This is a genomic window from Methylobacterium sp. JK268 (assembly GCF_054052225.1).
Genome location: NZ_JBSVZN010000011.1, coordinates 157,444 through 180,352, shown reverse-complemented (window position 1 = coordinate 180,352; position 22,909 = coordinate 157,444). Strand labels below are relative to the sequence as shown.

General features: G+C 73.4%; 30 protein-coding genes. 9 read left to right on the top strand and 21 right to left on the bottom strand.

Going from position 1 to position 22,909, the window contains the following annotated elements; translation table 11 throughout:
- Positions 1-14: 14 nt before the first annotated feature.
- Together ACW9J6_RS14355 and ykgO are read right to left on the bottom strand one after the other, a co-directional pair.
- A complete protein-coding gene (locus ACW9J6_RS14355; protein ID WP_457117154.1) occupies positions 15-623 on the bottom strand; it encodes a tetratricopeptide repeat protein in 609 nt (202 codons plus the stop codon).
- Positions 624-747: 124 nt separating this feature from the next.
- Positions 748-873: a type B 50S ribosomal protein L36 gene (gene ykgO, locus ACW9J6_RS14350; RefSeq protein WP_012334921.1), complete on the bottom strand. Its 126-nt coding sequence runs from the start codon at positions 871-873 to the stop codon at positions 748-750.
- Positions 874-1,360: 487 nt separating this feature from the next.
- On the opposite strand from ykgO, the gene ACW9J6_RS14345 reads away from it, so the two are divergent.
- Both ACW9J6_RS14345 and ACW9J6_RS14340 read left to right on the top strand, forming a co-directional pair.
- Entirely contained in the window at positions 1,361-1,942 is a 582-nt protein-coding gene (locus tag ACW9J6_RS14345; RefSeq protein WP_457117153.1) for a YqaA family protein, read from the top strand.
- A gap of 10 nt (positions 1,943-1,952) precedes the next feature.
- Positions 1,953-2,450 (top strand): disulfide bond formation protein B, encoded by a 498-nt coding sequence (locus tag ACW9J6_RS14340; protein ID WP_457117152.1) that lies wholly within the window; start codon positions 1,953-1,955, stop codon positions 2,448-2,450.
- 110 nt (positions 2,451-2,560) lie between these two features.
- Here ACW9J6_RS14340 and ACW9J6_RS14335 read toward each other — a convergent pair whose 3' ends face one another.
- The 4 genes from ACW9J6_RS14335 to cpdR form a co-directional block, all read right to left on the bottom strand.
- Positions 2,561-3,046 carry a DUF1178 family protein gene (locus ACW9J6_RS14335; protein ID WP_457117151.1) on the bottom strand — a complete coding sequence of 162 codons (486 nt, stop codon included), beginning with the start codon at positions 3,044-3,046 and terminating at the stop codon, positions 2,561-2,563.
- Between the two features lie 93 nt (positions 3,047-3,139).
- Entirely contained in the window at positions 3,140-3,988 is an 849-nt protein-coding gene (locus tag ACW9J6_RS14330; RefSeq protein ID WP_457117150.1) for a carbon-nitrogen hydrolase family protein, read from the bottom strand.
- A 69-nt stretch (positions 3,989-4,057) separates the two neighbouring features.
- Positions 4,058-4,315 carry a glutaredoxin 3 gene (grxC, locus tag ACW9J6_RS14325; protein WP_457117149.1) on the bottom strand — a complete coding sequence of 86 codons (258 nt, stop codon included), beginning with the start codon at positions 4,313-4,315 and terminating at the stop codon, positions 4,058-4,060.
- A gap of 67 nt (positions 4,316-4,382) precedes the next feature.
- Positions 4,383-4,739, bottom strand: coding sequence for a cell cycle two-component system response regulator CpdR (cpdR, locus tag ACW9J6_RS14320; RefSeq protein WP_012334928.1), 357 nt, complete (start codon positions 4,737-4,739; stop codon positions 4,383-4,385).
- A gap of 111 nt (positions 4,740-4,850) precedes the next feature.
- On the opposite strand from cpdR, the gene ACW9J6_RS14315 reads away from it, so the two are divergent.
- From ACW9J6_RS14315 to ACW9J6_RS14305, 3 genes are all read left to right on the top strand, one after another.
- Complete coding sequence (locus ACW9J6_RS14315; RefSeq protein ID WP_457117148.1) at positions 4,851-5,771, top strand: glycosyltransferase; 921 nt, start codon at positions 4,851-4,853, stop codon at positions 5,769-5,771.
- A 131-nt stretch (positions 5,772-5,902) separates the two neighbouring features.
- Complete coding sequence (locus ACW9J6_RS14310; protein ID WP_457117147.1) at positions 5,903-6,793, top strand: N-formylglutamate amidohydrolase; 891 nt, start codon at positions 5,903-5,905, stop codon at positions 6,791-6,793.
- Positions 6,794-6,858: 65 nt separating this feature from the next.
- Positions 6,859-7,743 (top strand): HpcH/HpaI aldolase/citrate lyase family protein, encoded by an 885-nt coding sequence (locus tag ACW9J6_RS14305; protein ID WP_457117146.1) that lies wholly within the window; start codon positions 6,859-6,861, stop codon positions 7,741-7,743.
- Between the two features lie 174 nt (positions 7,744-7,917).
- Here ACW9J6_RS14305 and ACW9J6_RS14300 read toward each other — a convergent pair whose 3' ends face one another.
- The 10 genes from ACW9J6_RS14300 to ACW9J6_RS14255 form a co-directional block, all read right to left on the bottom strand.
- Positions 7,918-8,319, bottom strand: coding sequence for a hypothetical protein (locus ACW9J6_RS14300; RefSeq protein ID WP_457117145.1), 402 nt, complete (start codon positions 8,317-8,319; stop codon positions 7,918-7,920).
- 152 nt (positions 8,320-8,471) lie between these two features.
- Positions 8,472-9,050: an NADPH-dependent FMN reductase gene (locus ACW9J6_RS14295; RefSeq protein ID WP_457117144.1), complete on the bottom strand. Its 579-nt coding sequence runs from the start codon at positions 9,048-9,050 to the stop codon at positions 8,472-8,474.
- Positions 9,051-9,150: 100 nt separating this feature from the next.
- Entirely contained in the window at positions 9,151-10,614 is a 1,464-nt protein-coding gene (locus ACW9J6_RS14290; RefSeq protein WP_457117143.1) for a methyl-accepting chemotaxis protein, read from the bottom strand.
- 7 nt (positions 10,615-10,621) lie between these two features.
- Positions 10,622-10,960 carry a hypothetical protein gene (locus ACW9J6_RS14285; RefSeq protein ID WP_457117142.1) on the bottom strand — a complete coding sequence of 113 codons (339 nt, stop codon included), beginning with the start codon at positions 10,958-10,960 and terminating at the stop codon, positions 10,622-10,624.
- A gap of 145 nt (positions 10,961-11,105) precedes the next feature.
- The gene (locus tag ACW9J6_RS14280) at positions 11,106-12,431 is read right to left on the bottom strand and encodes a TRAP transporter large permease (RefSeq protein WP_457117141.1); all 1,326 of its coding nucleotides are present in this window, start codon (positions 12,429-12,431) and stop codon (positions 11,106-11,108) included.
- Positions 12,428-13,015: a TRAP transporter small permease gene (locus ACW9J6_RS14275; protein ID WP_457117140.1), complete on the bottom strand. Its 588-nt coding sequence runs from the start codon at positions 13,013-13,015 to the stop codon at positions 12,428-12,430. The genes ACW9J6_RS14280 and ACW9J6_RS14275 overlap by 4 nt, the downstream gene beginning before the upstream one ends.
- Before the next feature lie 253 nt (positions 13,016-13,268).
- Positions 13,269-14,288 (bottom strand): TRAP transporter substrate-binding protein, encoded by a 1,020-nt coding sequence (locus ACW9J6_RS14270; protein WP_457117139.1) that lies wholly within the window; start codon positions 14,286-14,288, stop codon positions 13,269-13,271.
- A gap of 166 nt (positions 14,289-14,454) precedes the next feature.
- Entirely contained in the window at positions 14,455-15,297 is an 843-nt protein-coding gene (locus ACW9J6_RS14265; protein WP_457117138.1) for an FAS1-like dehydratase domain-containing protein, read from the bottom strand.
- Positions 15,297-16,457, bottom strand: coding sequence for a CaiB/BaiF CoA transferase family protein (locus ACW9J6_RS14260; RefSeq protein WP_457117137.1), 1,161 nt, complete (start codon positions 16,455-16,457; stop codon positions 15,297-15,299). The genes ACW9J6_RS14265 and ACW9J6_RS14260 overlap by 1 nt, the downstream gene beginning before the upstream one ends.
- Positions 16,458-16,526: 69 nt before the next feature.
- Complete coding sequence (locus ACW9J6_RS14255; RefSeq protein WP_457117136.1) at positions 16,527-16,664, bottom strand: hypothetical protein; 138 nt, start codon at positions 16,662-16,664, stop codon at positions 16,527-16,529.
- A gap of 300 nt (positions 16,665-16,964) precedes the next feature.
- Here ACW9J6_RS14255 and ACW9J6_RS14250 point away from each other — a divergent pair, with 300 nt between their 5' ends.
- Complete coding sequence (locus ACW9J6_RS14250) at positions 16,965-19,001, top strand: elongation factor G (RefSeq protein WP_457117135.1); 2,037 nt, start codon at positions 16,965-16,967, stop codon at positions 18,999-19,001.
- Between the two features lie 162 nt (positions 19,002-19,163).
- Positions 19,164-19,451, top strand: a complete 288-nt coding sequence (locus tag ACW9J6_RS14245) for a hypothetical protein (protein WP_457117134.1) — start codon at positions 19,164-19,166, stop codon at positions 19,449-19,451.
- Positions 19,452-19,473: 22 nt separating this feature from the next.
- Here ACW9J6_RS14245 and ACW9J6_RS14240 read toward each other — a convergent pair whose 3' ends face one another.
- The 3 genes from ACW9J6_RS14240 to ACW9J6_RS14230 all read right to left on the bottom strand — a co-directional run bounded on the left by ACW9J6_RS14240 (position 19,474) and on the right by ACW9J6_RS14230 (position 21,051).
- A complete protein-coding gene (locus ACW9J6_RS14240) occupies positions 19,474-19,737 on the bottom strand; it encodes a hypothetical protein (protein WP_457117133.1) in 264 nt (87 codons plus the stop codon).
- Between the two features lie 99 nt (positions 19,738-19,836).
- The gene (locus ACW9J6_RS14235) at positions 19,837-20,208 is read right to left on the bottom strand and encodes a phasin family protein (RefSeq protein WP_457117132.1); all 372 of its coding nucleotides are present in this window, start codon (positions 20,206-20,208) and stop codon (positions 19,837-19,839) included.
- A 216-nt stretch (positions 20,209-20,424) separates the two neighbouring features.
- Positions 20,425-21,051, bottom strand: a complete 627-nt coding sequence (locus ACW9J6_RS14230) for a hypothetical protein (protein WP_457117131.1) — start codon at positions 21,049-21,051, stop codon at positions 20,425-20,427.
- A 437-nt stretch (positions 21,052-21,488) separates the two neighbouring features.
- On the opposite strand from ACW9J6_RS14230, the gene ACW9J6_RS14225 reads away from it, so the two are divergent.
- Both ACW9J6_RS14225 and ACW9J6_RS14220 read left to right on the top strand, forming a co-directional pair.
- Positions 21,489-21,788: a hypothetical protein gene (locus tag ACW9J6_RS14225; protein WP_457117130.1), complete on the top strand. Its 300-nt coding sequence runs from the start codon at positions 21,489-21,491 to the stop codon at positions 21,786-21,788.
- A 252-nt stretch (positions 21,789-22,040) separates the two neighbouring features.
- Positions 22,041-22,232 (top strand): hypothetical protein, encoded by a 192-nt coding sequence (locus tag ACW9J6_RS14220; RefSeq protein WP_457117129.1) that lies wholly within the window; start codon positions 22,041-22,043, stop codon positions 22,230-22,232.
- 14 nt (positions 22,233-22,246) lie between these two features.
- Here ACW9J6_RS14220 and ACW9J6_RS14215 read toward each other — a convergent pair whose 3' ends face one another.
- Together ACW9J6_RS14215 and ACW9J6_RS14210 are read right to left on the bottom strand one after the other, a co-directional pair.
- Complete coding sequence (locus ACW9J6_RS14215) at positions 22,247-22,606, bottom strand: hypothetical protein (protein ID WP_457117128.1); 360 nt, start codon at positions 22,604-22,606, stop codon at positions 22,247-22,249.
- Positions 22,603-22,788, bottom strand: coding sequence for a hypothetical protein (locus ACW9J6_RS14210; RefSeq protein ID WP_457117127.1), 186 nt, complete (start codon positions 22,786-22,788; stop codon positions 22,603-22,605). Before ACW9J6_RS14210 ends, ACW9J6_RS14215 begins: the two co-directional genes overlap by 4 nt.
- Positions 22,789-22,909 lie beyond the last annotated feature (121 nt).

Here is a 22,909-nt window from a genome sequence, read left to right as displayed (position 1 = left end):
CGCCGGGACACGCCTCACAGGTCGCGTCCGTCGATGTCGGGGGCGAGCCGCTCGATCGTCTCGCGCAGCTTGCCCATGCGGGGATAGATCTCCTGGGCCTTGCGGAACGCCGCCAGCGCCCGGGCCTTGTCGTCATCCGCCATGTACAGATGGGCGAGCGCCGCCCAGGCCTCGAAGTGCCGCGGCTCCAGCTGCAGGGCCCGGTGCAGGTCGGCGAGCGCGCTCGCCTTGTCGTCGAGGAGGTAGAAGGCCGTGGCGCGGCGGCTCCAGCCCTCGGCCCAGTCCGGCTCGAGGGTCGTGACGCGGTCGAGGAGTTCGACCGCGAGCGCGGCGTCCTTGTCCTTGAGGGCGTCGCCGGCGCGGCTCGCCAGCAGGTCGACCGTGGCGCTGCCGGAGCGGTCGAGGCGGCGCTCGATCAGCGCCGCGACGCCGCGCGCCTCCGCGTCGTCCCGGGCGACCTTGAGCCGGCCGAACAGGTCGTCGAGAGTGGGCGGCGGCCGGGGCGCCTCCTTGGCCGGAGCGCCGTCCCGCACGGGGGAGGCGGATTGGGCCAGGGCCTGCGTCCCGACGGAGCCGGCGAGCAGGAGCCCGAGGAGGCAGGGCGCGAGAGCGGGGCGAACCATGCCGCATGCTCCGGCGCCCGTGCCGGCCGGTCAACGCGATGGCTTGCCGCGGGTCCTGCGGACCCGGGCACGGATCCCTCGGACCCGGCGCAGCGGGCTCCCGGGGGAGCCCGGCCGCGGAGCCTCAGCCCTGGCGGGCCTTGTACCGCTTCTGGGTCTTGTTGATGACGTAGACGCGGCCCTTGCGGCGCACGAGCTGGTTGTCGCGATGCCGGCCGCGCAGCGACTTCAGCGAATTGCGGATCTTCATCGGTCTGGTCTCACGTCGGCGCGCCGGCGCCGGCCGGTCGCGGTGTCGAGGGTTGAACGGATTCGCGGCGCGGCCTGAGACCAAACGCCAAGGCCGGGCGGTGCAGGGCGCCGTCCGTGCGGAGGCCGTGTGTGTACAGCGAGGGTCGGAAAAGTCAATCCGTCACGCGGCGCGGGCCGTGTCGAGGGCGCCGACGGTGTCGCTGCGCCGCCGGGCGAGCGGCTGGTCGAGGGTGTCGCGGGTCCGCGACCTCCCCGGGCGGCCTCGATCCCGGCGTGGAGTGTCGGCGGGCATGGATGGCGGTGATGGTCTGCGGCGGGATCGTCAGCCCTCCCCCGCGGCGACGTCGAACCGGGATGCGGCCCTTGGGGCGTGAGGGCGGCGCCCGGACCCGGAGGCCGCTTCCCCCCTCCGCCTCCGCCCTCGCCAGCGCCGCAATCCTGTGCTGAAAGGGCGGCGACCGTGTCGTGACCAGGTTCTCCGATCGATGCTCCGCCGCCTCTACGAGTGGATCCTCGCGCTCGCCGGGCGCCCCTCGGCGCCCTATGCGCTGGGCGCCGTCTCCTTCGCGGAGAGCTCGTTCTTCCCGATCCCGCCGGACGTGATGCTGGTGCCGATGGTGGTGAGCCGGCCCGACCGGGCTTGGTTCTACGCCCTCGTGGCGACGCTCAGCTCGGTGATCGGCGGCCTCACCGGCTACGCGATCGGGGCGCTGCTCTACGATTCCCTCGGCCAGTGGCTGTTCGGCCTCTACGGGCTGTCGCAGGGGGCCGAGAAGTTCCGGGAGGGCTACGCCCATTACGGTCACTGGGTCATCCTGCTGAAGGGCCTGACGCCGATCCCCTACAAGCTCGTCACGATCACGTCGGGCTTCGCCGGCTACGACCTGTTCTGGTTCACGCTGCTGTCGCTGATCACCCGCGGGGCGCGGTTCTTCATCCTGGCGGGGCTGGTGAGCCGCTACGGCGTCGGCATCCGCACCGCCCTCGACCGCCACCTCAACGCGATCGCGGCCGGCGTCGTGGCGGTGGGCGTGATCGGCTTCGTCGGCTTCCGCTACCTGTTCTGAGGCCCCCGGCATGACGGCCATCACGCTCACGGCGCCGCGCCCGGCGGCCCTCCTCGTGCTCCTCGGGGCGGCGGCCACGGTCGGGGGCGCGCTGATCTTCCAGCATGGCCTCGGCTACGTGCCCTGCAAGCTCTGCCTGACGGAGCGCCAGCCCTACTACCTCGCCCTGCCGCTGGCGGCGGCGGCGGCACTGCTGCCCCCGCGCCTTGGCCGCTGGATCCTGGCGGCCCTGGCGCTGCTGTTCCTGGCGAGCGCCGGGCTCGGCGCCTACCACGCGGGGGCGGAGTGGGGCTTCTGGCCGGGCCCGAGCGATTGCGGCGGCGGCTCCGGCAAGGGCCCGGCCGACGTCAACGACTTCCTCAAGAGCCTGGACTCGATCCGGGTCGTGAGCTGCACGGATGCGGCGTGGCGCTTCCTCGGCGTGTCGCTCGCCGGCTGGAGCGCGCTGATCTCGCTCGCGCTCGCCGCCCTCGCGGGCGCGGCGGCGGTGGGGTCCGCGCGCCGCTGATCCCCTCATGCGATGTCCCGTTGATTGCTTCGCAATGCGGAAATCGGCTTCGCTCATTCGCCGCGCAGGCTTGCTGAGACGCCCTCCGCTTTGATCAAGCGGAGGGCGTCTCAGTTCCGCTCCTCCGGGAGCAGCGGCAGGGGCTGGACCGCGATCCCCTCCTCCAGGAGCGCCTGGGCCTCCTGGAGGCTCGCCTCCCCGTGGATCGCCCGCTGCTCGGCCTCGCCGTAATGCATCCGCCGCGCCTCCTCGGCGAAGCGGGGGCCGACATGGTCGGAGGTGCGGGCGACGTGCTCGTGGAGCGCCCGGATCATCGCGCGCAGCTGCATCTCGGGCTCCGCCAGCAGCCGCACCGGCTCGGCCGGGGCGGCCGGGGCCGGGGCCGCCGCGGCGGCCGGCTCGGCGGGGACCGGCGGGGCGCCCTTGTTGCCGCGCCGGCCGAGGGCGGGGGCCATCAGCTGCTTGGCGACCTTGGGGCTGCCGCAGACCGGGCAGGCGACGAGGCCGCGCCCCGCCTGATCGTCGTAGGAGTCGCTCGACGGGAACCAGCTCTCGAAAGCGTGGCCGGACTCGCAGGACAGGGCGTAGCGGATCATGCTCGGGATATCGGGATGGTGCGGCGCGCGTGCGAGGGGCGACGCGCGGGACGCGCGGCCCTCCCGGCGGCTCTGAGGCGAATTCGGGGTTCGTCAGCCGCGGCGCGCGGTCGCGGCCTCGATCGTGAAGGGCCGGGCGTGGCGCAGGGCCGGGATGCGCGCGCGGGCCTCCGCCACCTGGGCGAGGTCGATCTCGGCCAGGATCACGCCCGGCTCGGCGCCCTCCGCCTCGGCCAGGATCCGGCCCCAGGGATCCACGATCAGGGAATGGCCGTAGGTCTCGCGGCCGTCCTCGTGGCGCCCGCCCTGGGCGGCCGAGATCATGAAGGAGCCGGTCTCGATGGCGCGCGCGCGCTGGAGCACGTGCCAATGCGCCTCGCCGGTCTGACGCGTGAAGGCGGCGGGCGCGGTCAGGATCTCGGCCCCGGCCTCGGCCAGCGCCCGGTAGAGCGCGGGGAAGCGCAGATCGTAGCAGATCGCGATGCCGAGCCGCGCCCAGGGCAGGTCCGCCACCACCGCGCAGGTCCCGCCCGTGTAGGTCGCCGATTCCCGCCAGCTCTCCCCGTTCGGCAGGTCGACGTCGTAGAGGTGGAGCTTGTCGTAAGAGGCCAGGATCTCGCCCTCGGGCCCGATCAGGAAGGCCCGGTTCGCGACCTTGTCGCCGTTGCGCACGGCGAGCGAGCCGACCTGGATCACCACCCCGTGCGACCGCGCCGCCTCGCGCAGCCCCGCCAGCGTCGGGTCCTCCTCCGGCACCGTGATCTTGGCGAACAGGCTCGGGCGGTCGCGCTCGAGGAGCGAGGTCATCTCGGGCGTCTGCACGAAATGCGCGCCGCGCTCCGCGGCCTCGCGCACGCCCGCCACCGCCGCGTCGCGGTTGCGGGCCGGGTCGCGGCCCGAGCGCATCTGGACGCAGGCGGCGACGAAGCGGGAGGTACTCATGCGGGATCCCCGGGCGGCAGAGCCCGCGACCCTAAAGGATCCGCGGGCGGCCGGGCAATCCGGAAGCGGTCAGCCGGCGAGCAGCGGGTCGAGTTTGCCGGCCCGGTCGAGGGCGTAGAGGTCGTCGCAGCCGCCCACATGGGTCTCGCCGACGAAGATCTGCGGCACGCTGGTGCGTCCGCCCGCCCGGTCCACCATCTCGCGGCGGGCCCCGGCCCTCGCCTCCACGTCGATCTCCGTGAAGGCGACGCCCTTCTCGCGCAGGAGGGACTTCGCCGCCGAGCAATAGGGGCACCAGCTCGTGGTGTAGATCGTGACGGGCTGCATCCGGCGGCTCTCGGGCTCTCTCGAGCGCCCGATATAGGGTTTCCGCGCGCCGCGGAAGCCGGCCGCGTCAGGCCGCCATCAGTTTCTCGACCTCGTTGACGAGTTCGCGCAGGTGGAAGGGCTTCGAGAGCACCTTGGCATCCTTGGGCGCCTTGGAATCCGGGTTGAGCGCGACCGCCGCGAAGCCCGTGATGAACATGACCTTGATGTCCGGGTCGAGCTCGGTGGCGCGGCGGGCGAGTTCGATTCCGTCCATCTCCGGCATCACGATGTCGGTGAGGAGCAGCTCGAACGGCTCCTCGCGCAGCCGGTTGTAGGCGGACAGGCCGTTGTCGAACGAGGCCACGTCGTAGCCGGCGTTCTGGAGGGCCTTGGCGAGGAAGCGACGCATGTCGTTGTCGTCTTCCGCGAGGAGGATCTTCATCGAGCGGGGTCCCGGCTGTCGATTCGACGGCGTTCTTTCCATAAAGCGGCGCCTTGGTAAACACTTGGTTGATGCGCCGGCCGGGCCGGCGGTCGGGAGCGGGGCAGCGTCGTGGAGGAACAACAGGCCGTGCTCGCCGGGATCGTGGCCTACCATCCCGATCCCGAGGGTCTGCGCCGCCTCGCCGCCCGCGTGGCCCCGGGCCTGCGGGCGCTCGCCGTGGTGGCCAATTCCCCGCTCGATCCGGCGACCGAGGCGGAGCTGCGCCGCGCCGCGGCGCCGACGCCGCTCCTCGTCCTGCGGCCCGACGGCAACGAGGGCGTCGGCGCGGCCTACAACCGGCTCCTCGCCGCCGCGGAGGCGGAGGGCGACGCCTTCGTGTTCCTCCTCGACCAGGACAGCCTTCCGGCCCCAGGGGCAGTTCCGGCGCTCGCGGCGCGCTGGCGGATGCTGGTGGAGGCCGGCGAGCGGCCCGCCATCGTGGCGGCCCAGCCGGTCGGGCCGGACGGCGCCCCCCTCGGGGGCGCGCGGGCCGCCGATCCGCGCTGGCCCGGGCGGCCGCTGCGCCGGGCGGGCTTCGCCTTCTCGTCGGGCTCCCTCGTCGGGTGCGCGGCCGCGCGGGCGATCGGGCCCTTCCGGGCCGACTTCTTCATCGACGCGATCGACGTCGAGTGGGGCATGCGGGCGGCGGCACGGGGCTACTCGGTCTGGGTGGCGCCGGACGTCCCCATGGCGCACGACCTCGGGCGCGGGGTGATCCGGGTCCTCGGCCTCACCCTCACGGACCAGCCGCCCCGGCGCCTCTACACCTTCCTGCGCAACCAGCTCGCCATGCTGCGCCTGCCCCACGTACCGGCCGCCCACAAGGCGCGGACGCTTCTCCTGATGCCGGCCCGGATCGGGATCTATCTCTGGCACAACCGCTTCTCGCCGGAGGTGCGCCGCGCCGTGCGGCGCGGCCTCCTCGACGGGGCGCGCCAGCGGCTCGGGCCGCCGGAGGCCGTCTGGGGCGATCGCCGTACGGGGGAGTGATCCTTCCGGCCCGCCCCGCCATCCCCCGTCGGCCCTCCCGCCGCAGTGGACAGGCTCGACCCTCAGCGTCACATTAGCCCGATGAGGTCGCGCTTCCCCTCCCCTCCCTCGGCACGAACCCGGATGGCCGGATGAGCGGCACAGGTCCCGAGAGCCTGTTCGCGCCGCCCTTCGTCGTCGACGAGCCGGAGCGGCAGCGCCTGCCCTTCGTGTTCAACACCGGGCATTCCGGCGCGGTCTACCCGCCCTCCTTCGTCGCCGCCTCCCGGCTCGACGCGGTGGCCCTGCGCCGCTCCGAGGACGCCTTCGTGGACCGGCTCTTCGCGCCGGTGGTGGGGCTCGGCGCCCCCCTGATGCGGGCCTGCTTCCCGCGGGCCTATCTCGACGTGAACCGCGAGCCCTACGAGCTCGATCCGCGCATGTTCGACGGGCGGCTGCCGCCCTTCGCCAACGTGCGCTCGATGCGGGTGGCCGGGGGGCTCGGCACCGTCCCGCGGGTGGTGGCGGACGGCCAGGAGATCTATCGCGGCCGCCTGCCAGTCGAGGAGGCCACCGCCCGCATCGAGGCGCTCTACAAGCCCTATCACCGGATCCTGCGGGGGCTGCTCGCGCGCACCACCGCCGCCTTCGGGCACGTGGTGCTGATCGACTGCCACTCGATGCCCTCGACCAGCCTCGGCCGCGAGGAGGGGCCGCGGGTCGACGTGGTGCTCGGCGACCGCTTCGGCACCGCCTGCGCCCACGTCCTCACGGAGGCCGTCGAGGCGGCCTTCCACGCGCGCGGCTTCCGGGTGGTGCGCAATCGGCCCTACGCGGGGGGCTTCATCACCGAGCATTACGGCGAGCCGGCCCTCGGGCGCCACGCGCTCCAGGTCGAGATCAACCGCGGCCTCTACATGGACGAGCGCACGCTCACCCCGAAGCCCGGCTTCGACGCCCTCGTGGCGAGCCTCGCTGGGGTGGTCCGGTCGGTGGCGGCCCTGCCTCTCGACCTCGGTCCCGCCCGGATGGCCGCCGAGTAGCCCGCCCTCCTGTGCGCCGCAGCATTTTCGGCTAGGCTGGCGCGAAACGAGGAGGAAACCCCACGATGACCGATCTCCGCCTGCGCCGCAGCGTGCTCTACATGCCGGGCTCGAACGCGCGCGCCCTGGAGAAGGCCCGGGTCCTGCCGGCCGACGCGCTGATCCTCGACCTGGAGGACGCGGTCGCGCCCGACGCCAAGGACGTGGCGCGCGAGCAGGTCTGCGCGGCGGTGCGCAGCCGCGCCTATGGCGACCGCGAGCTGATCGTGCGCGTGAACGCGCCCCAGACCCCCTGGGGCGAGGCGGACCTGAAGGCCGCCATCGAGGCCGGGCCGGACGCGATCCTGATGCCGAAGGTCTCCTCGCCCGCGGTGCTGGAGAACATCGCCGACCGGCTGGAGGCCCTCGACGCCCCCGCCCACCTCAAGGTCTGGGCGATGATCGAGACCCCCGCCGCCATCCTCAACATCCAGGCGATCGCCGCGGCGCGCCGCAATCCCGGCACCCGGCTCGCCTGCTTCGTGCTCGGCACCAACGACCTCGCCAAGGACACCTGGACGCAGATCGTGCCGGGCCGTGCCCCGATGCTGCCCTGGCTGATGATGGCGCTGGCCGCCGCCCGCGCCGAGGGCCTGTCCATCCTGGACGGCGTCTACAACGACTTCGCCAATGTCGAGGGCCTGCGCGAGGAGTGCCGCCAGGCGCGCATCCTCGGCTTCGACGGGAAGACGCTGATCCACCCCAACCAGGTCGCCCCCGCCAACGACGCCTTCACGCCGACGGAGTCCGAGGTCGAGATCGCCCGCAGCGTGATCGCCGCCTTCGAGCGGCCCGAGAACGCCAAGCGCGGCGCCATCCAGATCAACGGCCGCATGTTCGAGCGCCAGCACATCGGGATGGCGCGCCGCTCCGTCGCCTGGGCCGACGCCATCGCGGCCAAGGGGCGGTGACGCCGGCCGACCGGCGCCTTATACCAACGGTCCAGGATGCTGACGCATCGATTCGATCTCGGGCAGGCCCGAGATCGACGGGGCCGTTGACCATCTCGAATTTTCGATGCCAAGCCAGAGGCTTGACGAAAATTCGAGAACGGAACCAGCGGTCATTAAAAATGACCGCTGGTCTTACCGGGCCGGCTTCTTCCCGGACTCGGCCGCCGGGAGGCTGCCGGTCTGGGTGACCTTGTCGCGAGCCTGATCCAGGCGCTTGGTCAGGGCGACGAGGTCCCGCTGGGTGGCGGTGAATTGCTGCTTGGCCTTCTCGCGGGCCGCCGTCACCTGGGCGACCTCCTCGCGGGCCGCCGCGACCTTGCCCTGCACGTCGCGCAGGGCCGCCTCGGTGTCCTTGAACTGCCGCTGCCAGGCCTGCAGCGCGTCCCGCTCGCTCTCCGCCTGCGCCAGGCGCGCTTCCAGGCCGCGCTGGCCCGAGGCGGTGACGCCGAACGCCCCCCAGCCGAACAGGGCGAGGCCGCCGAGGACGATCGCCGCGAGGGCGGCGGGAGAGGGACGGAAACGCAGAACGGACATCGGATCCTCGTCGGGAGCGAGGCTCGGGCCGCGGGAACCGGGGCGTCCCGGTCGGCGGTCGGAGACCTCGGCAACGATGGAGAAATGTCCTTAACGCGACGTTGACGGCACGACCGAGTCGACGCCGCAGCGGCGACCGATTCGGCCGCCGCTCAGTACGGCGTGCCCTCCGCCCGCCGCGCCCGCAGCGCCTCGGCGTACCACGCGAGTTCGTCGAGGAAGCGCCCTGCCGCGGCCTCGAACCAGGGCTGGAGCGGCGCGCCTTCGGGATCGAGCACCTTGTGCAGCTCCGGGATCGGCAGCAGCGAGGGAATGCTCGGCGTGCCCAGTTCGGCCAGCATGGCGCGCAGCTGCATCGCCGCCCGCACGCCGCCGTAGCGGCCGGCCGAGTAGCAGACGATCCCGGAGGGCCGCCAGAAATACTCCTCCAGGAAGTGATCGAGGGTGTTCGACAGGGCTGGCGGGATGCTGTGGTTGTACTCCCCCGACACGACCACGAAGGCATCGGCCCGGCGGTAGGTGGCGGCGAGGTCCTCCAGCACCGGCGGCGCCTCGCCCCGCGGGTATTCCTTGTACATCCGGTCGAGGAGCGGCAGGCCGAGGGCGGCGGGGTCGATCAGCGGCGCCTCGTGGCCGCGGGCGGCGAGCGCCCCGACGAGGGCGCGGGCGGCGCGAAGGCCGATGCGGTCCTGCCGGACCGAGCCGAGGATGACCGGGACGACGAGGGCCATGGCGCGCTCCGGGCCTGCGGCGCCCGCGGGGCGCCGTTGTCCGAGGATAAGCCAGGGTGCGGATGGCGGGAACCCGTCGCGGACGGCGCGGCGCGGGCGGTCAGGCGGCCCGCATCGCGCCCACGAGGTGGCGGACCTCGCCGTCGAGCCGCTCGGCCTGCCGCGACAGGTCGGAGGCGGCGGAGAGCACCCGGTCGGCCGCGCCGCCGGTCTCGCCCGCCGTCCCGGCGACGCCCCCGATGGTCTGCGTGACGGAGGCGGTGCCGGCGGCGGCCTGGCTCACCGTGCGGACGATCTCCCGGGTGGCCGCGTCCTGCTCCTCCACGGCCGCCGCGATCGCCGTGGCGACGGTGCTGATCTCGCGGATGCGGCCCGCGATCCCGCCGATCGCCGTGACCGTCTCGCCGGTGGCCGCCTGGATGCGGGCGATCTGGCTGCCGATCTCGTCCGTGGCCTTGGCGGTCTGGGAGGCGAGTTCCTTGACCTCGGCGGCGACGACCGCGAAGCCCCGGCCCGCCTCCCCGGCCCGGGCCGCCTCGATGGTGGCGTTCAGCGCCAGCAGGTTCGTCTGGGCGGCGATCGAGGCGATCAGGCCGACCACGTCGCCGATCCGCGTCGCGGCCTCGCTCAGTTCGCGCACCTGGGCGGCGGTGCGGTCCGTCTCGCCGACCGCCGCCTGGGCGAGCGCGGCCGAGCCGGAGACCTGCCGCCCGATCTCCTGGACCGAGACCCCGAGTTCCTCGGCGGCCGCCGCGACCATGCCGACATGGCCGGACGCCTCCGTGGCGGCGGACACCACCGAGGCCGATTGCGCCGCGGTCCGGTCGGCCGCCTCGGAGAGGCCGCTCGCCGTGGCGCGCAGGGATTCGGCCGCTGCCGAGACCTCGCCGACGATGCCGCCGATCCGGGTCTCGACGCTGTCCGCGAGGTGGAGGGCTTCGGCCCGGCGGGCCTCGTCGGCCTCTGCGCGAACCACCCGGCCCTCGCTCTCCAGCGCCTCCAGGCGCTGCGCGTGCGCCTCCGCCTCCTCCTGCGCCTGCGCGGATTCGGCGAAGGCCCAGGTGACGGTCCGGGCGACCCACGCGAGCACGGCGGCCTCGATCGTCACGATGCCGGCGTGCAGGACGATCCGCCCGAGGATCGCGTCCGCGCTGCCGGGGAAGACCAGCCCCGGCAGTGCGAGGCCGAGCGCGAGGTGGTGCAGGGCGATCACGGCCGACGCCGTCAGGATCACCCGCCCGTCGCACCAGCCGATCAGCACCGCGAGGCAGGCGAAGAAGTACATGTGCAGGTCGGCCTGCCAGGGATAGCCGGCGGCGAGTGCCACGAGGAGGGCCGCCATCCCGATCAGCGCCGCGCCCGAGGCGATCCGCGTCGCCGCACCGATCGGATCGCGCCACCACAGCAGCGTCACGGCGCCCGCCAGCAGCGCGGCCCCGAGGATCGGCCCGCCGGTGAGGCCGCGCGTGAGCGCCTCGGCGCCCGCCAGCAGCGGCAGGTGCAGCCAGAGGACCGGGATGAGGATCCGCGCGAAGCCGCGGCGGAGCGTGTCGAGTTTCGTCATCGCGGCGTCAGTCCTTGCGCGAGGGGGCGTCGGAGCCCGGATCCGGCCCGCAGCCGACGGCGAGCCGCGGGTCGAGGACGAGCCACGCGCCGGCCGCGTAGAGGCGGCGCGCGAAACCCGGCGCGTCGGACACGGCCACCAGGAGATTGCCGAAGCGGCCTTGCGCGAGGATCGCGCCGCCCGCCGCCGCGACGATGCGCGCGACGGCCGGCAGCCCGTCTCCCGGCGGGCCCACGACCGCGACCGGACCCCGCGCTGGGGGCACCGCGAGGGGCGCAGCGAGCCCGAGGGCGAGCGCCGCGCCGGCCGCACCCTTGACCCAGATGTCCGCCCCGTCCCGATGCACCGCGTGATCCGCCTCCGCGTGGGAGACAGAAAACGACGGGTTTGGCTTACAAAACCTTAACAGCGGGCGATCGTCTTCGCGTCGCGGCGTCGAGCGGGGACGCCATCGGCCGTGACCCAGCGTCCTCCGGCGCGCCGGACGGCGCTCACATCATGCCGAGCAGCCGCGGCAACCACAGGGAGAGGGCCGGCACGTAGGTCACCACCACGAGGAAGACCAGCATCGTCAGCAGCCAGGGCCAGACCGCGACGGTGAGTTCGGTGATCCCCATCCGGGTGATGCCGGAGGCCACGTAGAGGTTCAGTCCCACCGGCGGGTGGCACATCCCGACCTCCATGTTCACGACGATCAGGATGCCGAAATGGACCGGGTCGATGCCGAGCTTGGCGGCGATCGGGAACAGGATCGGCGCCATGATCAGCACGATGGAGGAGGGCTCCATCACGTTGCCGGCGATGAGCAGCAGCAGGTTGACGATGAGCAGGAACGCGACCGGGCCGAGGCCCGCCCCGGTGATCCAGCCCGCCATGGCCTGCGGGATCTGCTCGCTGGTCATCAGGAACGAGAACAGGACCGCGTTGGTGATGATGTAGAGGAGCATCGCGCTCATGTTGGCGGAGTCGAGCAGCACCCGCGGCACGTCGCGCCAGGTGAGGTCGCGGTAGACGAAGACCGCGATCACGAAGGCGTAGACGGCGCTCACCGCCGCCGCCTCGGTGGGCGTGAAGGCGCCCGTATAGATGCCCCCCAGCACCAGCACGATGAGGAGCAGCCCCCACAGGGACTTGCGGAACGCGACCCAGCGCTGCCGCCAGGAGGCGCGGGGCAGGCGCGGGTAGCCGAAGCGGCGGGCGCGCCACCACGTCGTGAAGCCGAGGAAGCCCGCCAGCATCAGGCCGGGCACGATCCCGGCCACGAACAGGGTCGAGATCGAGGCCGACGAGACCCTCTTGCCGTCCGGCCCGACCACCACGGCGCCGCTCGTCGCCACCGCGTACATCACCATCACGATCGAGGGCGGGATCAGGATGCCGAGCGCCCCCGAGGTGGTGATCACGCCCGCCCCGAAGCGCTTGGGGAAGCCCTGCGCCACCATGGCGGGCAGGATGATCGACCCGATGGCGACGACGGTGGCCGGGCTCGATCCCGAGATCGCCGCGAACAGCGCGCAGGCCATCACGCCCGCGAGCCCGAGGCCCCCGTGCCAGTGGCCGATCATCGCGGTGGCGAAGTTGATCATCCGCCGGGCGACGCCGCCATGGGTGAGGAAGTTGCCCGACAGGATGAAGAACGGGATCGCCATGATCTCGAAGTTCTCGATCCCGGTGAACAGCTTGAGCGCCACCGCCTCGATCGGCACGCTCGTCATCACGAACAGGAAGGTGAGAACCGACAGGCCGAGCGCGATCGAGATTGGCATGCCGGTGAGCATCAGGGCGACGAGGAGCCCGAAGATGACGGCGCCGTTCATCGCGCGCGCTCCTCGGCGGCGAGGTCGCGGGCGGCCTGCGGGCTCTCGACCACGCCCTCGACGTGGCCCGGATCGTGGTGCGGGAGCGCGCCGGTGCGCCCGAAGCGCCAGGCGACCTGCAGGAAGCGGAAGCACATCAGGGCCGAGCCGAGCGGGATGGCGAGGTAGACGATCCAGCTCGGGATCTCCAGGTCGGGCGAGGTCTGGTCGGTGTCGACGAGGCCGAGCACGAACTTCGCCCCCATCGCGGCGATGGTGGCGGTGAACAGCGCCCCGCACAGGAGGCCGAACAGGATCACGCCGCGGCGGAGGCGCGGATCGAGGCGGTTGACCAGCACGTCGACGCCGACGTGGATCCCGGTGCGCACCCCGTAGGCGGCGCCGAACTTCGCCATCCACACGAACATGTAGATGCAGAGTTCCTGCGCCCAGGACAGGTGGATGGCGGCGGTGACCGGGTAGAGGACCGGGATGCCGGAGGCGTAGCGATGGACGACGGCGACGAAGATCAGCAGCGTCGCGCCGGCCATCAGCGCGCCGATCAGGATCTCTTCGAGGCGGTCGAGGAGGCGCAGGAGGATCATGCGGGGCGGACCGGAGATGTGTTCGGAACAGGGAAAAGGCACCAGACGTCTGGGCCTCCGTCCCCTTTTCCGGACGACTGAAACGAAGTGGAAGGAGATCCGGAAACCAGCACAGGAAGCCGCGGAGCGTCCGTGTATCGGCGACGTTGCTGAAATCCGGAGCCGCTTCGCGGCAACTCCTCAGGCTGGTTTCCGGATCTCTTTCCGCTGGCGCTTCAGTCGTCCGGAAAAGGGGGCGATGGGGACGGTGTCCCTACTGCGTGCGCGCCTCGCGCTGGAACTCCTCGATCACGTCCTTGCCGATGCGCTTCGTCATCTCGGCCGCGACCGGGTCCAGCGCCGTGCGCCAGGCGGCCTTCTCCTCGTCGGTGAGCGTGATGAAGGTGATCCGCCCCGATTGCCGCATGGCCTCGAGGGCATCGGCATTGTCCTTGGTCGCCGCCTCGTTGGCGAAGGCCGTGGCCTCCGCCATCGCCTTCTCGAGCGGGGGCCGCACGTCGGCCGGCAAGCCGTCCCAGAACTTCTTGTTGGTGATCACCGCGTAGCCGATATAGCCGTGATCCGACAGGGTCGCGTATTTCTGCACCTCGTGGTGCTTCTGCGTAACCATGTTCGAGGGCGTGTTCTCCGAGCCGTCGACGACGCCGGTCTGCATGCCCTGGTAGACTTCCGAGAAGGCCATCACCTGCGGGATGGCGCCGAGCGCCCGGAACTGCGCCTCCAGCACCTTCGAGGACTGGATGCGCATCTTGAGGCCGCGGAAATCCGCCGGCATCCGCAGCGGCTTGTTGGCGCTCATGAGCTTGAAGCCGTTGTCCCAGTAGGCGAGGCCGGTGATGCCCTTGGATTCGAGCTTCTCGAACAGCCGCTTGCCGAGCGGGCCCTCGGTCACGCGGCGCAGGGCCGTCTTGTCGGGCAGGATGTAGGGCAGGTCGAAGACCTCGAACTCCTTGGCGCCGAGCGGCCCGAACTTCGCCAGCGATGGCGCCAGCATCTGCACGGCGCCGAGCTGGAGCGCCTCGACCTCCTCCTTGTCCTTGAACAGCTGCGAGTTCGGGTAGACCTCCACCTTTACGCGGCCGTTCGTATATTTTTCGGCGAGTTCCTTGAACTTGTCGGCGCCGCGGCCCTTCGGGGTGTCGGGGGCGACGACGTGGCTGAACTTGATGACGATCGGGCTCTGCGCGAGGGCGGCGCCGCCCAGGAGGAGGAGCGCGGCGGCCGCCGCGGCGGCGCGGCGGGTCAGCGGCGCGAGGCCGGCGGGGCGGGTCATGGCGTCTCCTCCCGGGTCGGCCGTTCCGGCCGTTTATGGTCGCGAGCTTGGCAGGTGAGGCGGACGGGCGCAAGGCGACGATCGCGCGATGTCACGGGGGCAGGCCGCGCGGGTCCCCATGTCGGCTTCGCGGGCGACAGTGGAGCGAGGGATCGAGCGTCAGGTGTCAGGCCGAGGCCTCCATGCACAGCGCGTCCCCGGCATCCGCCGTGAAGCCGGAGAACCCCCCCGCCTCCCGTCGGCCCGCGACCCGGAAGGTCCCGCCCGCGATCAGCGGCGACACCCCGCGGTAGCGGAACCGCTCCGGGACCCGCCCGAGCAGCACCGCCGCGAGGTTGAGCAGGAGGCTCGCCTGCAGCGGCCCGTGCACGACGAGGCCCGGATAGCCCTCGACCTGGGTCGCGTAGGGGTGGTCGTAGTGGAAGCGGTGGCCGTTGAAGGTCATGGCCGAGTAGCGGAACAGCAGCACCGGCGTGGCCGGGACGGTCCAGGCGGCCTCGGCGGGCGGGCTCTCGGGCGCCGGCGGCGGTGCCGCGGCCGGCGCCCCCGGCCGGGCGGCCTCCCGGTAGACGATGTCCTGGCGCTCGCGGATGGCGAGGCCGCGCGCCGTCTCGTACGCGTGGCGCACCGTCACGAAGCACAGGGTGCCGGTGCGGCCCTCCTTCGCGGCGACGTCCGCCACGGTCTCGCGGCGGGCCACCCGGTCGCCGAGGCGCAAAGGCTGCAGGATCTCGATCTCGCCCCCGGCCCACATCCGGCGCGGCAGCGGCACCGGCGGCAGGAAGCCGCCCTTCGCCGCGTGGCCGTCCGGCCCGAGCGTCTCGGCGGCGGGGGTCTCGGGGGCGAGGCACCAGTGCAGGGCGAGGGGCGCCTCCCCCTCCCCCACCGGGGCGAGGTGCGGCGCGAAGGTCGCCCGGTACTCCGCCGCGAGGCGGGGCGTGACGACGTCCTCCACGATGCGGCTGCGGCCGATCCAGCCGCGCAGGTGGTCGAGGTCGAGAGCGGTCATCACAGGCTCGAAGCGAGGGCGGGGGCGAATTCGGCCCGGATCGCGGCGCTCTGGGCGCCGATCCCCGGCACCGGCCCGAGCGGGCGGCCGCGCCCGTCGATCAGCGCCGGCGGCGCCACGATCACGGCCGGGCCCGCCGGCGTCTCGACGGCGACGCGGCGCAGGGCCGGATGGGTGACGAGGTCGGCGACCGCGTTGACGAAGCCGTAGGCGGTGCCGCTCGCGGTGAGCCGGGCGGCGGCCTCGTCCCGGGTGAGGGCCGCGAAGGCGGTGGCGACCCGCGCGTCCACCGCGGCCCGGTTCGCGACCCGGGCGGTGTTCGAGCCGTAGCCCTCGCGGGACGGCAGGTCGGGCTCGCCCAGGACGCCGGCGCAGAAGGCGGCCCATTCGCGCTCGTTCTGGATCGAGATCAGCACCAGGCTGTCGTCGGCGGTGCGGAACGCCCCGTAGGGGCAGATCGACGGGTGGGCGAGGCCGACCCGCTCCGGGGCGCGGCCGGTCCCCTCGAAGTACAGGAGCGGCACAGTCATCCAATCCGCCATGCCGTCGAACAGGCTGACGTCGAGCCGCGCGCCCTCCCCGGTGCGCTCGCGCCCGATCAGCGCCTCCAGCACGGCGGCGTGGGCGGCCATCCCGCAGGCGATGTCGCAGACCGAGACGCCGACCCGGCCCGGCCCGGCCGGGTGCCCGGTGATCGCCGCGAGCCCGCTCTCGGCCTGGACCAGGAGGTCGTAGGCCTTCATCGGCGCGTAGGCGTGGCCGCTGCCGTAGCCGGTGATGTCGACGGTGATGAGCCGCCGGTGGCGCGCCCGCAGGGCCTCGGCGCCGAACCCGGCCCGGGCGGCCGCGCCGGGCGCGAGGTTCTGGATGAACACGTCCGCGTCGGAGAGGATCGCGTGCAGCAGGGCCGCGTCGGCCGGGTCCTTGATGTCGGCGACGAGGCTCTCCTTGCCCCGGTTCAGCCAGACGAAGTAGGTCGAGAGCCCGTTCACGGCGGCGTCGTAGCCCCGCGCGAAGTCGCCCTCCGGCCGCTCGACCTTGATCACCCGCGCGCCCGCATCGGCGAGCCGCGACGAGCAGTAGGGCGCCGCCACCGCCTGTTCGAGCGCCAGCACCGTGAGACCGCCGAGCGGCCGCGCGTCCGTTCCGCTCCCCGACATCGCGCCTCCCGCCGCCTCGTCGCCGGACCATGCGACGGCGCGGGGCGTCTGTCCAATGCGCGCGGCCGGTCAGCGGGCGAGGGACGTGCCGCGGGCGGGGCCGGCGCCTCCGGGGATGCCGTGGGCGGCGGAGTAGCCGATCGCCAGCGCGAGGAGCGCCAGGGCCGCGAGCCAGCCGAGCCGGAACAGGAACAGAGCGGGGGGCATGACACGTCTCCCGGTCGAGGGGGCGGGCGTCGATCGCGCCCCCGGGCCCGCTCCGCGCGCGGAGATGGTCGTGGCGTTCCCTCCCGGCCGTCTCGGGCCCGCCGGCTCGCTGCCGCGCGGCGCGCCCCGGTGCCGGCCGCGAGGATGGCGGGCCGCGCGCGGCGCGGCGCCCCCCGAATGGAGGAGGCGTCCCGCGCCATCCCGCCGCGCCCGGAAACCTGCCTGGACCCCGGCCCGGCCCGGTGCTTAACTCCCCGGTCAAGTGCTCACCGAGAGGGCACGCACACGAGGAGGCGTCACGTGGCTGGGCAGACCCGGTGCATCGCGATCGTCGGACCTTTCCAGAGCGGCAAGACCGCCCTCCTGGAAGCCATCCTCCACCGCACGGGCGCGATCGACCGCCCCGGCCGCGCGGCCTCGGGCAACCGGGTCGGCGACACCTCCGCGGAGGCCAAGGCCCACGGCATGAGCGTGGAGCCGGCCGTCGCCACCGTGAGCTTCCTGGGCGACAGCTTCACCTTCGTCGACTGTCCGGGCTCGGTGGAGTTCGCGCACGACGTGCGGGCGGTGCTGCCGGTCTGCGACGCCGCGATCGTCGTCTGCGAGGCGGATGAGCGCAAGCGGCCGGCCCTCGAACTCTGCCTGCGCGACCTGGAGGCCGCCGGTCTCCCCCGCCTCCTGTTCATCAACAAGGCGGACGCCGCGGCGGGCTCGCTGCGCGACGCGCTCGCCCTGCTCCAGCCCGCATCGTCCGTGCCGCTCCTGCTGCGCCAGATCCCGCTCTGGCAGGGGGAGGCGGCGGTCGGCTTCATCGACCTCGCCCTGGAGCGGGCCTTCGTCTACCGCGAGCAGGCCCCGAGCGAGGTGGTGGACCTGCCGGAGGGCGAGTGGCCGCGGGAGAAGGCCGAGCGCTTCACCATGCTGGAGCGGCTCGCCGACCACGACGACGCGCTGATGGAGGACCTGATCTCGGAGGTCGAGCCGGCCCGCGACCGGGTCTTCTCGGACCTCGCCCGGGAGCTGCGCGAGGGGCAGGTGGTCTCGGTGCTGTTCGGGTCGGCCGAGCACGGACACGGCGTCACGCGGCTCCTCAAGGCCCTGCGGCACGAGGCGCCCGGCCTGCCCGAGACCTGCGCGCGCCTCGGCGTCGCGCCGGAGGGGCCGGCGCTGGCCCAGGTGGTCAAGACCCTGCACTCGGGATTCGGCGGCAAGCTCTCGGTGGCGCGGGTGCTGCGCGGGACCCTGCGCGAGGGCGAGGCGGTCGCCGGCAGCGGCGGCGGGGGCGGGCGCATCGCCGGCCTCGCCGCGCTCACGGGCGCGGGCGGCGCGCGCGTCCCGGAGGCCCGGGCGGGCGAGGTGGCGGGCCTCGCCAAGCTCGACGGCATCGCCACGGGCGAGACGCTCCAGGCCGGGAGCGAGGCCCCGGCCGCGCTCGCGGACCTGCCCCGCCCCGAGCCGGTCCACGCCGTGTCCCTGCGCATCCGCGACCGCAAGGACGACGTGCGCCTCGCCGGCGCGCTGGCCAAGGTGCTGGAGGAGGATCCGGCCCTGGCCCTGGAGCAGCACGCGGACCTCGGCGAGATGCGCCTCACCGGCCAGGGCGAGATGCACCTGCGGGTGGCGGTGGAGCGACTCGCCTCCCGGTTCGGCATCGGGGTCGAGACCGACCGCGCCAAGGTCGGCTACCGGGAGACGATCCGGGGCGCGGCCTCGGCGCGGGCGCGCCACAAGAAGCAGACCGGCGGCCACGGCCAGTTCGCCGACGTGGCGCTCTCGGTGCGGCCGCTGCCGCGGGGCGAGGGCTTCCTGTTCGAGGACGAGGTGGTGGGCGGGGCGGTGCCGCGCCAGTATATCGGCTCGGTGGAGGCGGGCGCCCGCGCCTGCATGGCCCGCGGGCCGCTCGGCTTCCCGGTGGTCGACGTCGCCGTGACCCTGACGGACGGGGCCGCCCACGCGGTCGATTCCTCCGACGCCGCCTTCCAGGCCGCGACCCGGCTCGCCCTGGAGGAGGCCCTGCCCAAGGCCGGGCCGGTGCTGCTGGAGCCGATCCTGGCGGTGTCGCTGGCGGTGCCGTCCGCCGCCACCGCCCGCGCCACCGGCCTCGTCACGGCGCGCCGCGGCCAGATCCTGGGCTTCGACGCGCGGCCCGGCTGGCCGGGCTGGGATCGCGTCGAGGCGCTGATCCCGGAGGCGGAGATGAGCGGCCTGATCGTGGAGCTGCGCTCGATCACCGCGGGCGTCGGCAGCTACACGGCCCGGTTCGACCATCGCGCCGAACTGACCGGCCGCCCGGCCGACGCGGTCCTCGCCGCGCAGCCCGTGCGCCGGGCCGGCTGAGCCGCGATCGATCGTGTCGATCGCCGCGATCGATCGCCAGCGATCCAGGGGATTGCCCGCGATCCACAGGGATCCACCGCGATTGCGTCGATTGCCGCGGATCCGGGCGACGCGCCCTTAAGCCTTCCTCCTCCATCGTCGCGCCGGGACGAGGAGAGCACCATGCGCAGAGTTCTTGCGATCGCCGCCCTGGCGGCCGCCCTGCCGGCCGCCGCTCGGGCCGAGGGCCGGTTCGGGGGCGTCGGCATCCAGCACGTCGATGCCCGATTCGCGCCGCGGCCCGTGCGGACGGCCTCGGCGGAGACCGAGGGGCCCGTGCCGACCACCACCGGCTCGACGGCCGCCTCCCCTCCGGCGGCGGCCAAGCCCGGGCCCGCCAAGCCCTCCCGCCCCTGGTGCGAGGGCGGGCGCGTGTTCGGCAGCGGCAGCGGCTTCTGCGAGATCAACTGAGGGCGAAGTCGTCGGGCCGCGCTCAGTCCCGCGCGGCGGCGTTCCCGCTCAGGCGATCGGCATTCGCCCGCACGTGCTCGCGGTAGCGCGCGATCACGGCGTCGGGCGTGCCGCCGGTCAGCAGCGTGTCGGCCGCCTCGACGGCGGCGCCGATCTTCTCGGTGATCATCCGCTCCGCCTCCGCGCGGGCGGAGGCGCCGCCCGCCGCCAGGGCGACGAGGCGCAAAGCGATCACGGTCTGCGACTCGATGGCGAGCATCGCCGCCGCGTGCCACGGTGGAAGCATCGATGGTCCTTCAGGAGACGGGCGGCGGAGAGCGGCGCGGGCCGCCCGGATCGGGAGGTCGGCCCCGCGCCGGCCTGCGACGCGGGGCCGCCCCCACCCTCACGCCTTGTCGGTCGAGGCCTTGCCGGCCTCCTCGGTGAGGGTGGTGAACTCCTTCGCCTGCGTCTGCAGCGCGGCGATCTGGTTGCGCATGTACTCGCCCTGGAGGTCCATCGCCTCCTTGAGGTTCTTCGACCGGACCAGCTTCTCGGCCAGGTCGAAGGTCGCCGCGAGGTGCTGCTCCGTGTAGTCGAAGCCCTTGGTCACGGCGGTGCCGGCCTTGGTCTGTGCCGTCTCGCTCGACGTCTGGACCGATTCGGCGACCTTGCGGGCCGTCCCGAGCAGGTTGCCCAGGGCCGACTTGGCCTGCTGAAGGCCCTTCTCGGCGGTCTCCCGCATCTCGTTGGGGATCTCGAAACCCTTGTTGCTCATGGTCGCTTCCCCGAAGGATCCGGCGGCACCGTCGGCCGTGCTGCGGTGCGGCAGGATTTTGTTGCAGTGCAGCGCAAGTGTCAACCGGCGGGCGGACGGCGCCGCGGGCGAGGTCCGCCCGGCCCCGACGCTAGATCAGGACCCGGGCGCATGGCAACCGGCTCTCGATGAGGCCTTTGTTTTCGCAGCATTTTCCGCGACGGGACGGGTCCCGCCTCAGGGCCCCGCAGGGTCGGCCAGGGCCTCGCGGGCCGGGCGGGCGCTCGGGCCCTTCGCCGTGCGGGCGGCCGCGGCGGCGGTGTGCGGCAGCGACAGGGCCAGGTAGCCGCCCAGGCCGACATTGACCGCGAGCAGCAGGACGATGGCGGCGAGGAGGCCGGCGATGATCGCCTGCCCGCGGGACTCGAACAGCGGCGCCGCCGGGATCCGGGGCGGCGGGGGAGGTGCGACCGGGAAGAGGTTCGCCACGGGCGGCGGGGGCGGGGCGTCCTCGCAGACCTCGAAGACCGGGCGGTAGCCGCCGACCGGGACGCTGATGCGCACCGGGCGCGCCGCCCCCTCCTGCGCCTCCTCCAGCGCCCGGCGCAGGCGTCCGGCCTCGACCCGGACGCTGGGGTCGTTGGCCGGATCGAAGCTCGTCGCCCGGTTCAGGGCGCGGGTGGCGATCGTGTAGGCCTTGATCGCGTCGCCGCGCCCGCCGAGTTCCTCCTCGACGATGAAGGTCAGGAAGGCCGCGAGCTTCGGCGAGCGCCGGAAGGTCGGGGATTGCAGGCACTCGGCCAGGGCCTGGCGGATCTCGGCCTCGGTCGCACCGGGCCGGGTCTCCATCACGGCATCGATCATCGCCCCTCGCCACCGACGTGGTGCAGCCTGGGGCTGCCATAATAATGTATTCGATATACCGCTAGGATCGCCGCAGCGTCAAGTCCTGCCGCAGCAGGAGTAATGGAGTGCGGCGGGAAACAAGACAAGGCCGGTGTTTTCTTCGCCGGCTGCGGCCGAGGCGCGCGCCTCGGCGGGCCGTGAGCGGAGCAAGAACTGGCGTCATGCCGGGGCCGAAACTGCGATCGCGTGCGATTCGACCGCGCGTGGCGGGCCAAAACGGGACGTTACCGGGCTCGGGCCGGTGCCGGACATTGGTTCTCAGTTCGCCAAAGAGTTGCACTCCAGCATGGTCAACAATTGGGGCGATCACGGGGCGTGGGACTCCGCCGGCCTGATTAATCCTTCGCTAACCCTGTCGGCGGATCGTCGCCTCCTCGACATGCCGGAGGTGGCCCGTGGCTCACAATCAGGTTCGGCCGATGCCCAAGGCCTTCGCCCAGTACCCGATCCCCCTCGAATTGCTGGCCGCCCTGCACCGCGCGGGCGACGGGGAGGTGGAGGCGATGGTCGCCCGGGTGCCGCAGACCGGGCGGGCCCGGCTGGCCGCCTACTGCACCGACAAGGACCACCTGCACCGGCTGGGCCTGCGCATCGCCGGCACCTGCGACGAGGCCAGCCTGATGCGGGTGGTGGGCACCGATGCGGGCGCGAACCTCTACGCGCAGTCCCGTCCGCGGGCGTCGATGCCGCTCTAGACCATTGTCCGACCAAATGGACACCGGTTCGTCGCAGAAAATGCGGCAAAAACAAAAACCTAGAGCAGGGTGCGGCCAGACTGAAGCGTGGCGCCTGCCTGAGGTCTTCGATTGTGCCGCACGTCCGACGCTGAACCGGCACCCACGTCAGTGGGATAGGCTCGAGCCGGGGCGGAGCCGGGCGCGACCGTCGGCCGTTGTCCCGGCACAGGGGCCGCGGCGGATCGTCCCGGCCCGACGCCCGGTGGTGCCATGTCGACCCGTACGCCCGAGGAAGCCCGCGCGCAGCTCGCCTTCGTCCTGACGGCGAAGCGCGAATCTCTCCGCGCCGCCCGCCACGCCGCCGAGGCCCTGCCCGGCGACCCTGCCGCGCGGCGCGCCCTCGACCGTCTCCAGGAGGAAATCGGGCGCCTGGAGATCAGGCTGCGCGGGATCGAGACCTGAGGCCGGGCGCGCGGTCAGGGCGGCGCGTCGCGTTCCAGCGCGTCGAGGGCCGTGAGCGCCTCCGCGCAGGAGGCGGGCGGCAGCGCGGCGGCGAGGCTCGCCGCATCGTTGAAGGCCGGCAGGAACCGGTCCTGCCAGGGGCTTGGCCCGGCCAGGCGGCGCATCCGCTCGGACGCGGCGCGCGCGGCCGCCTGCGTGCGCGCCTCAGGGGCGCCGCAGGCGATGGCCCGGCCCAGGATGGTGCCCTGGCGCTCGCCCTCCACATGCGGCAGGACGAGGGACCGCTCCTGGCCCGAGGCCCCGCCCGCCGCGCCGAGGAGCGCGCCGGCCGCCAGCAGACGGGTCGTGCGGCAGGGCCCGCGACGGGGCCTCATGCGCGCGGCGGTCCCTTGAGGTAGCCCTTCAGGCGCAGGTAGTCGGCCAGGATGGCGCAGATCGCCTCGCCGCGGCTGAGCTGCTCGACGGCGGCGAACTCGGTGAGGGCGGCCGCGACCTCGTCGGGGATCTGGAAGGCCTCCTCCCGGCTCATCTCCTCGGCGGGTTCGGGATCGGGCATCGCGTGTCTCCTCGGGCGGCGCTGGCCTGTGAGCGCCGGACCCGGTTCGGCCGCGGCGGGCGCGGCCCTCACGGCGTCGACGGGTCGCACCGTCCCGGGGCCGCGACGGCGGCCCCTTCGG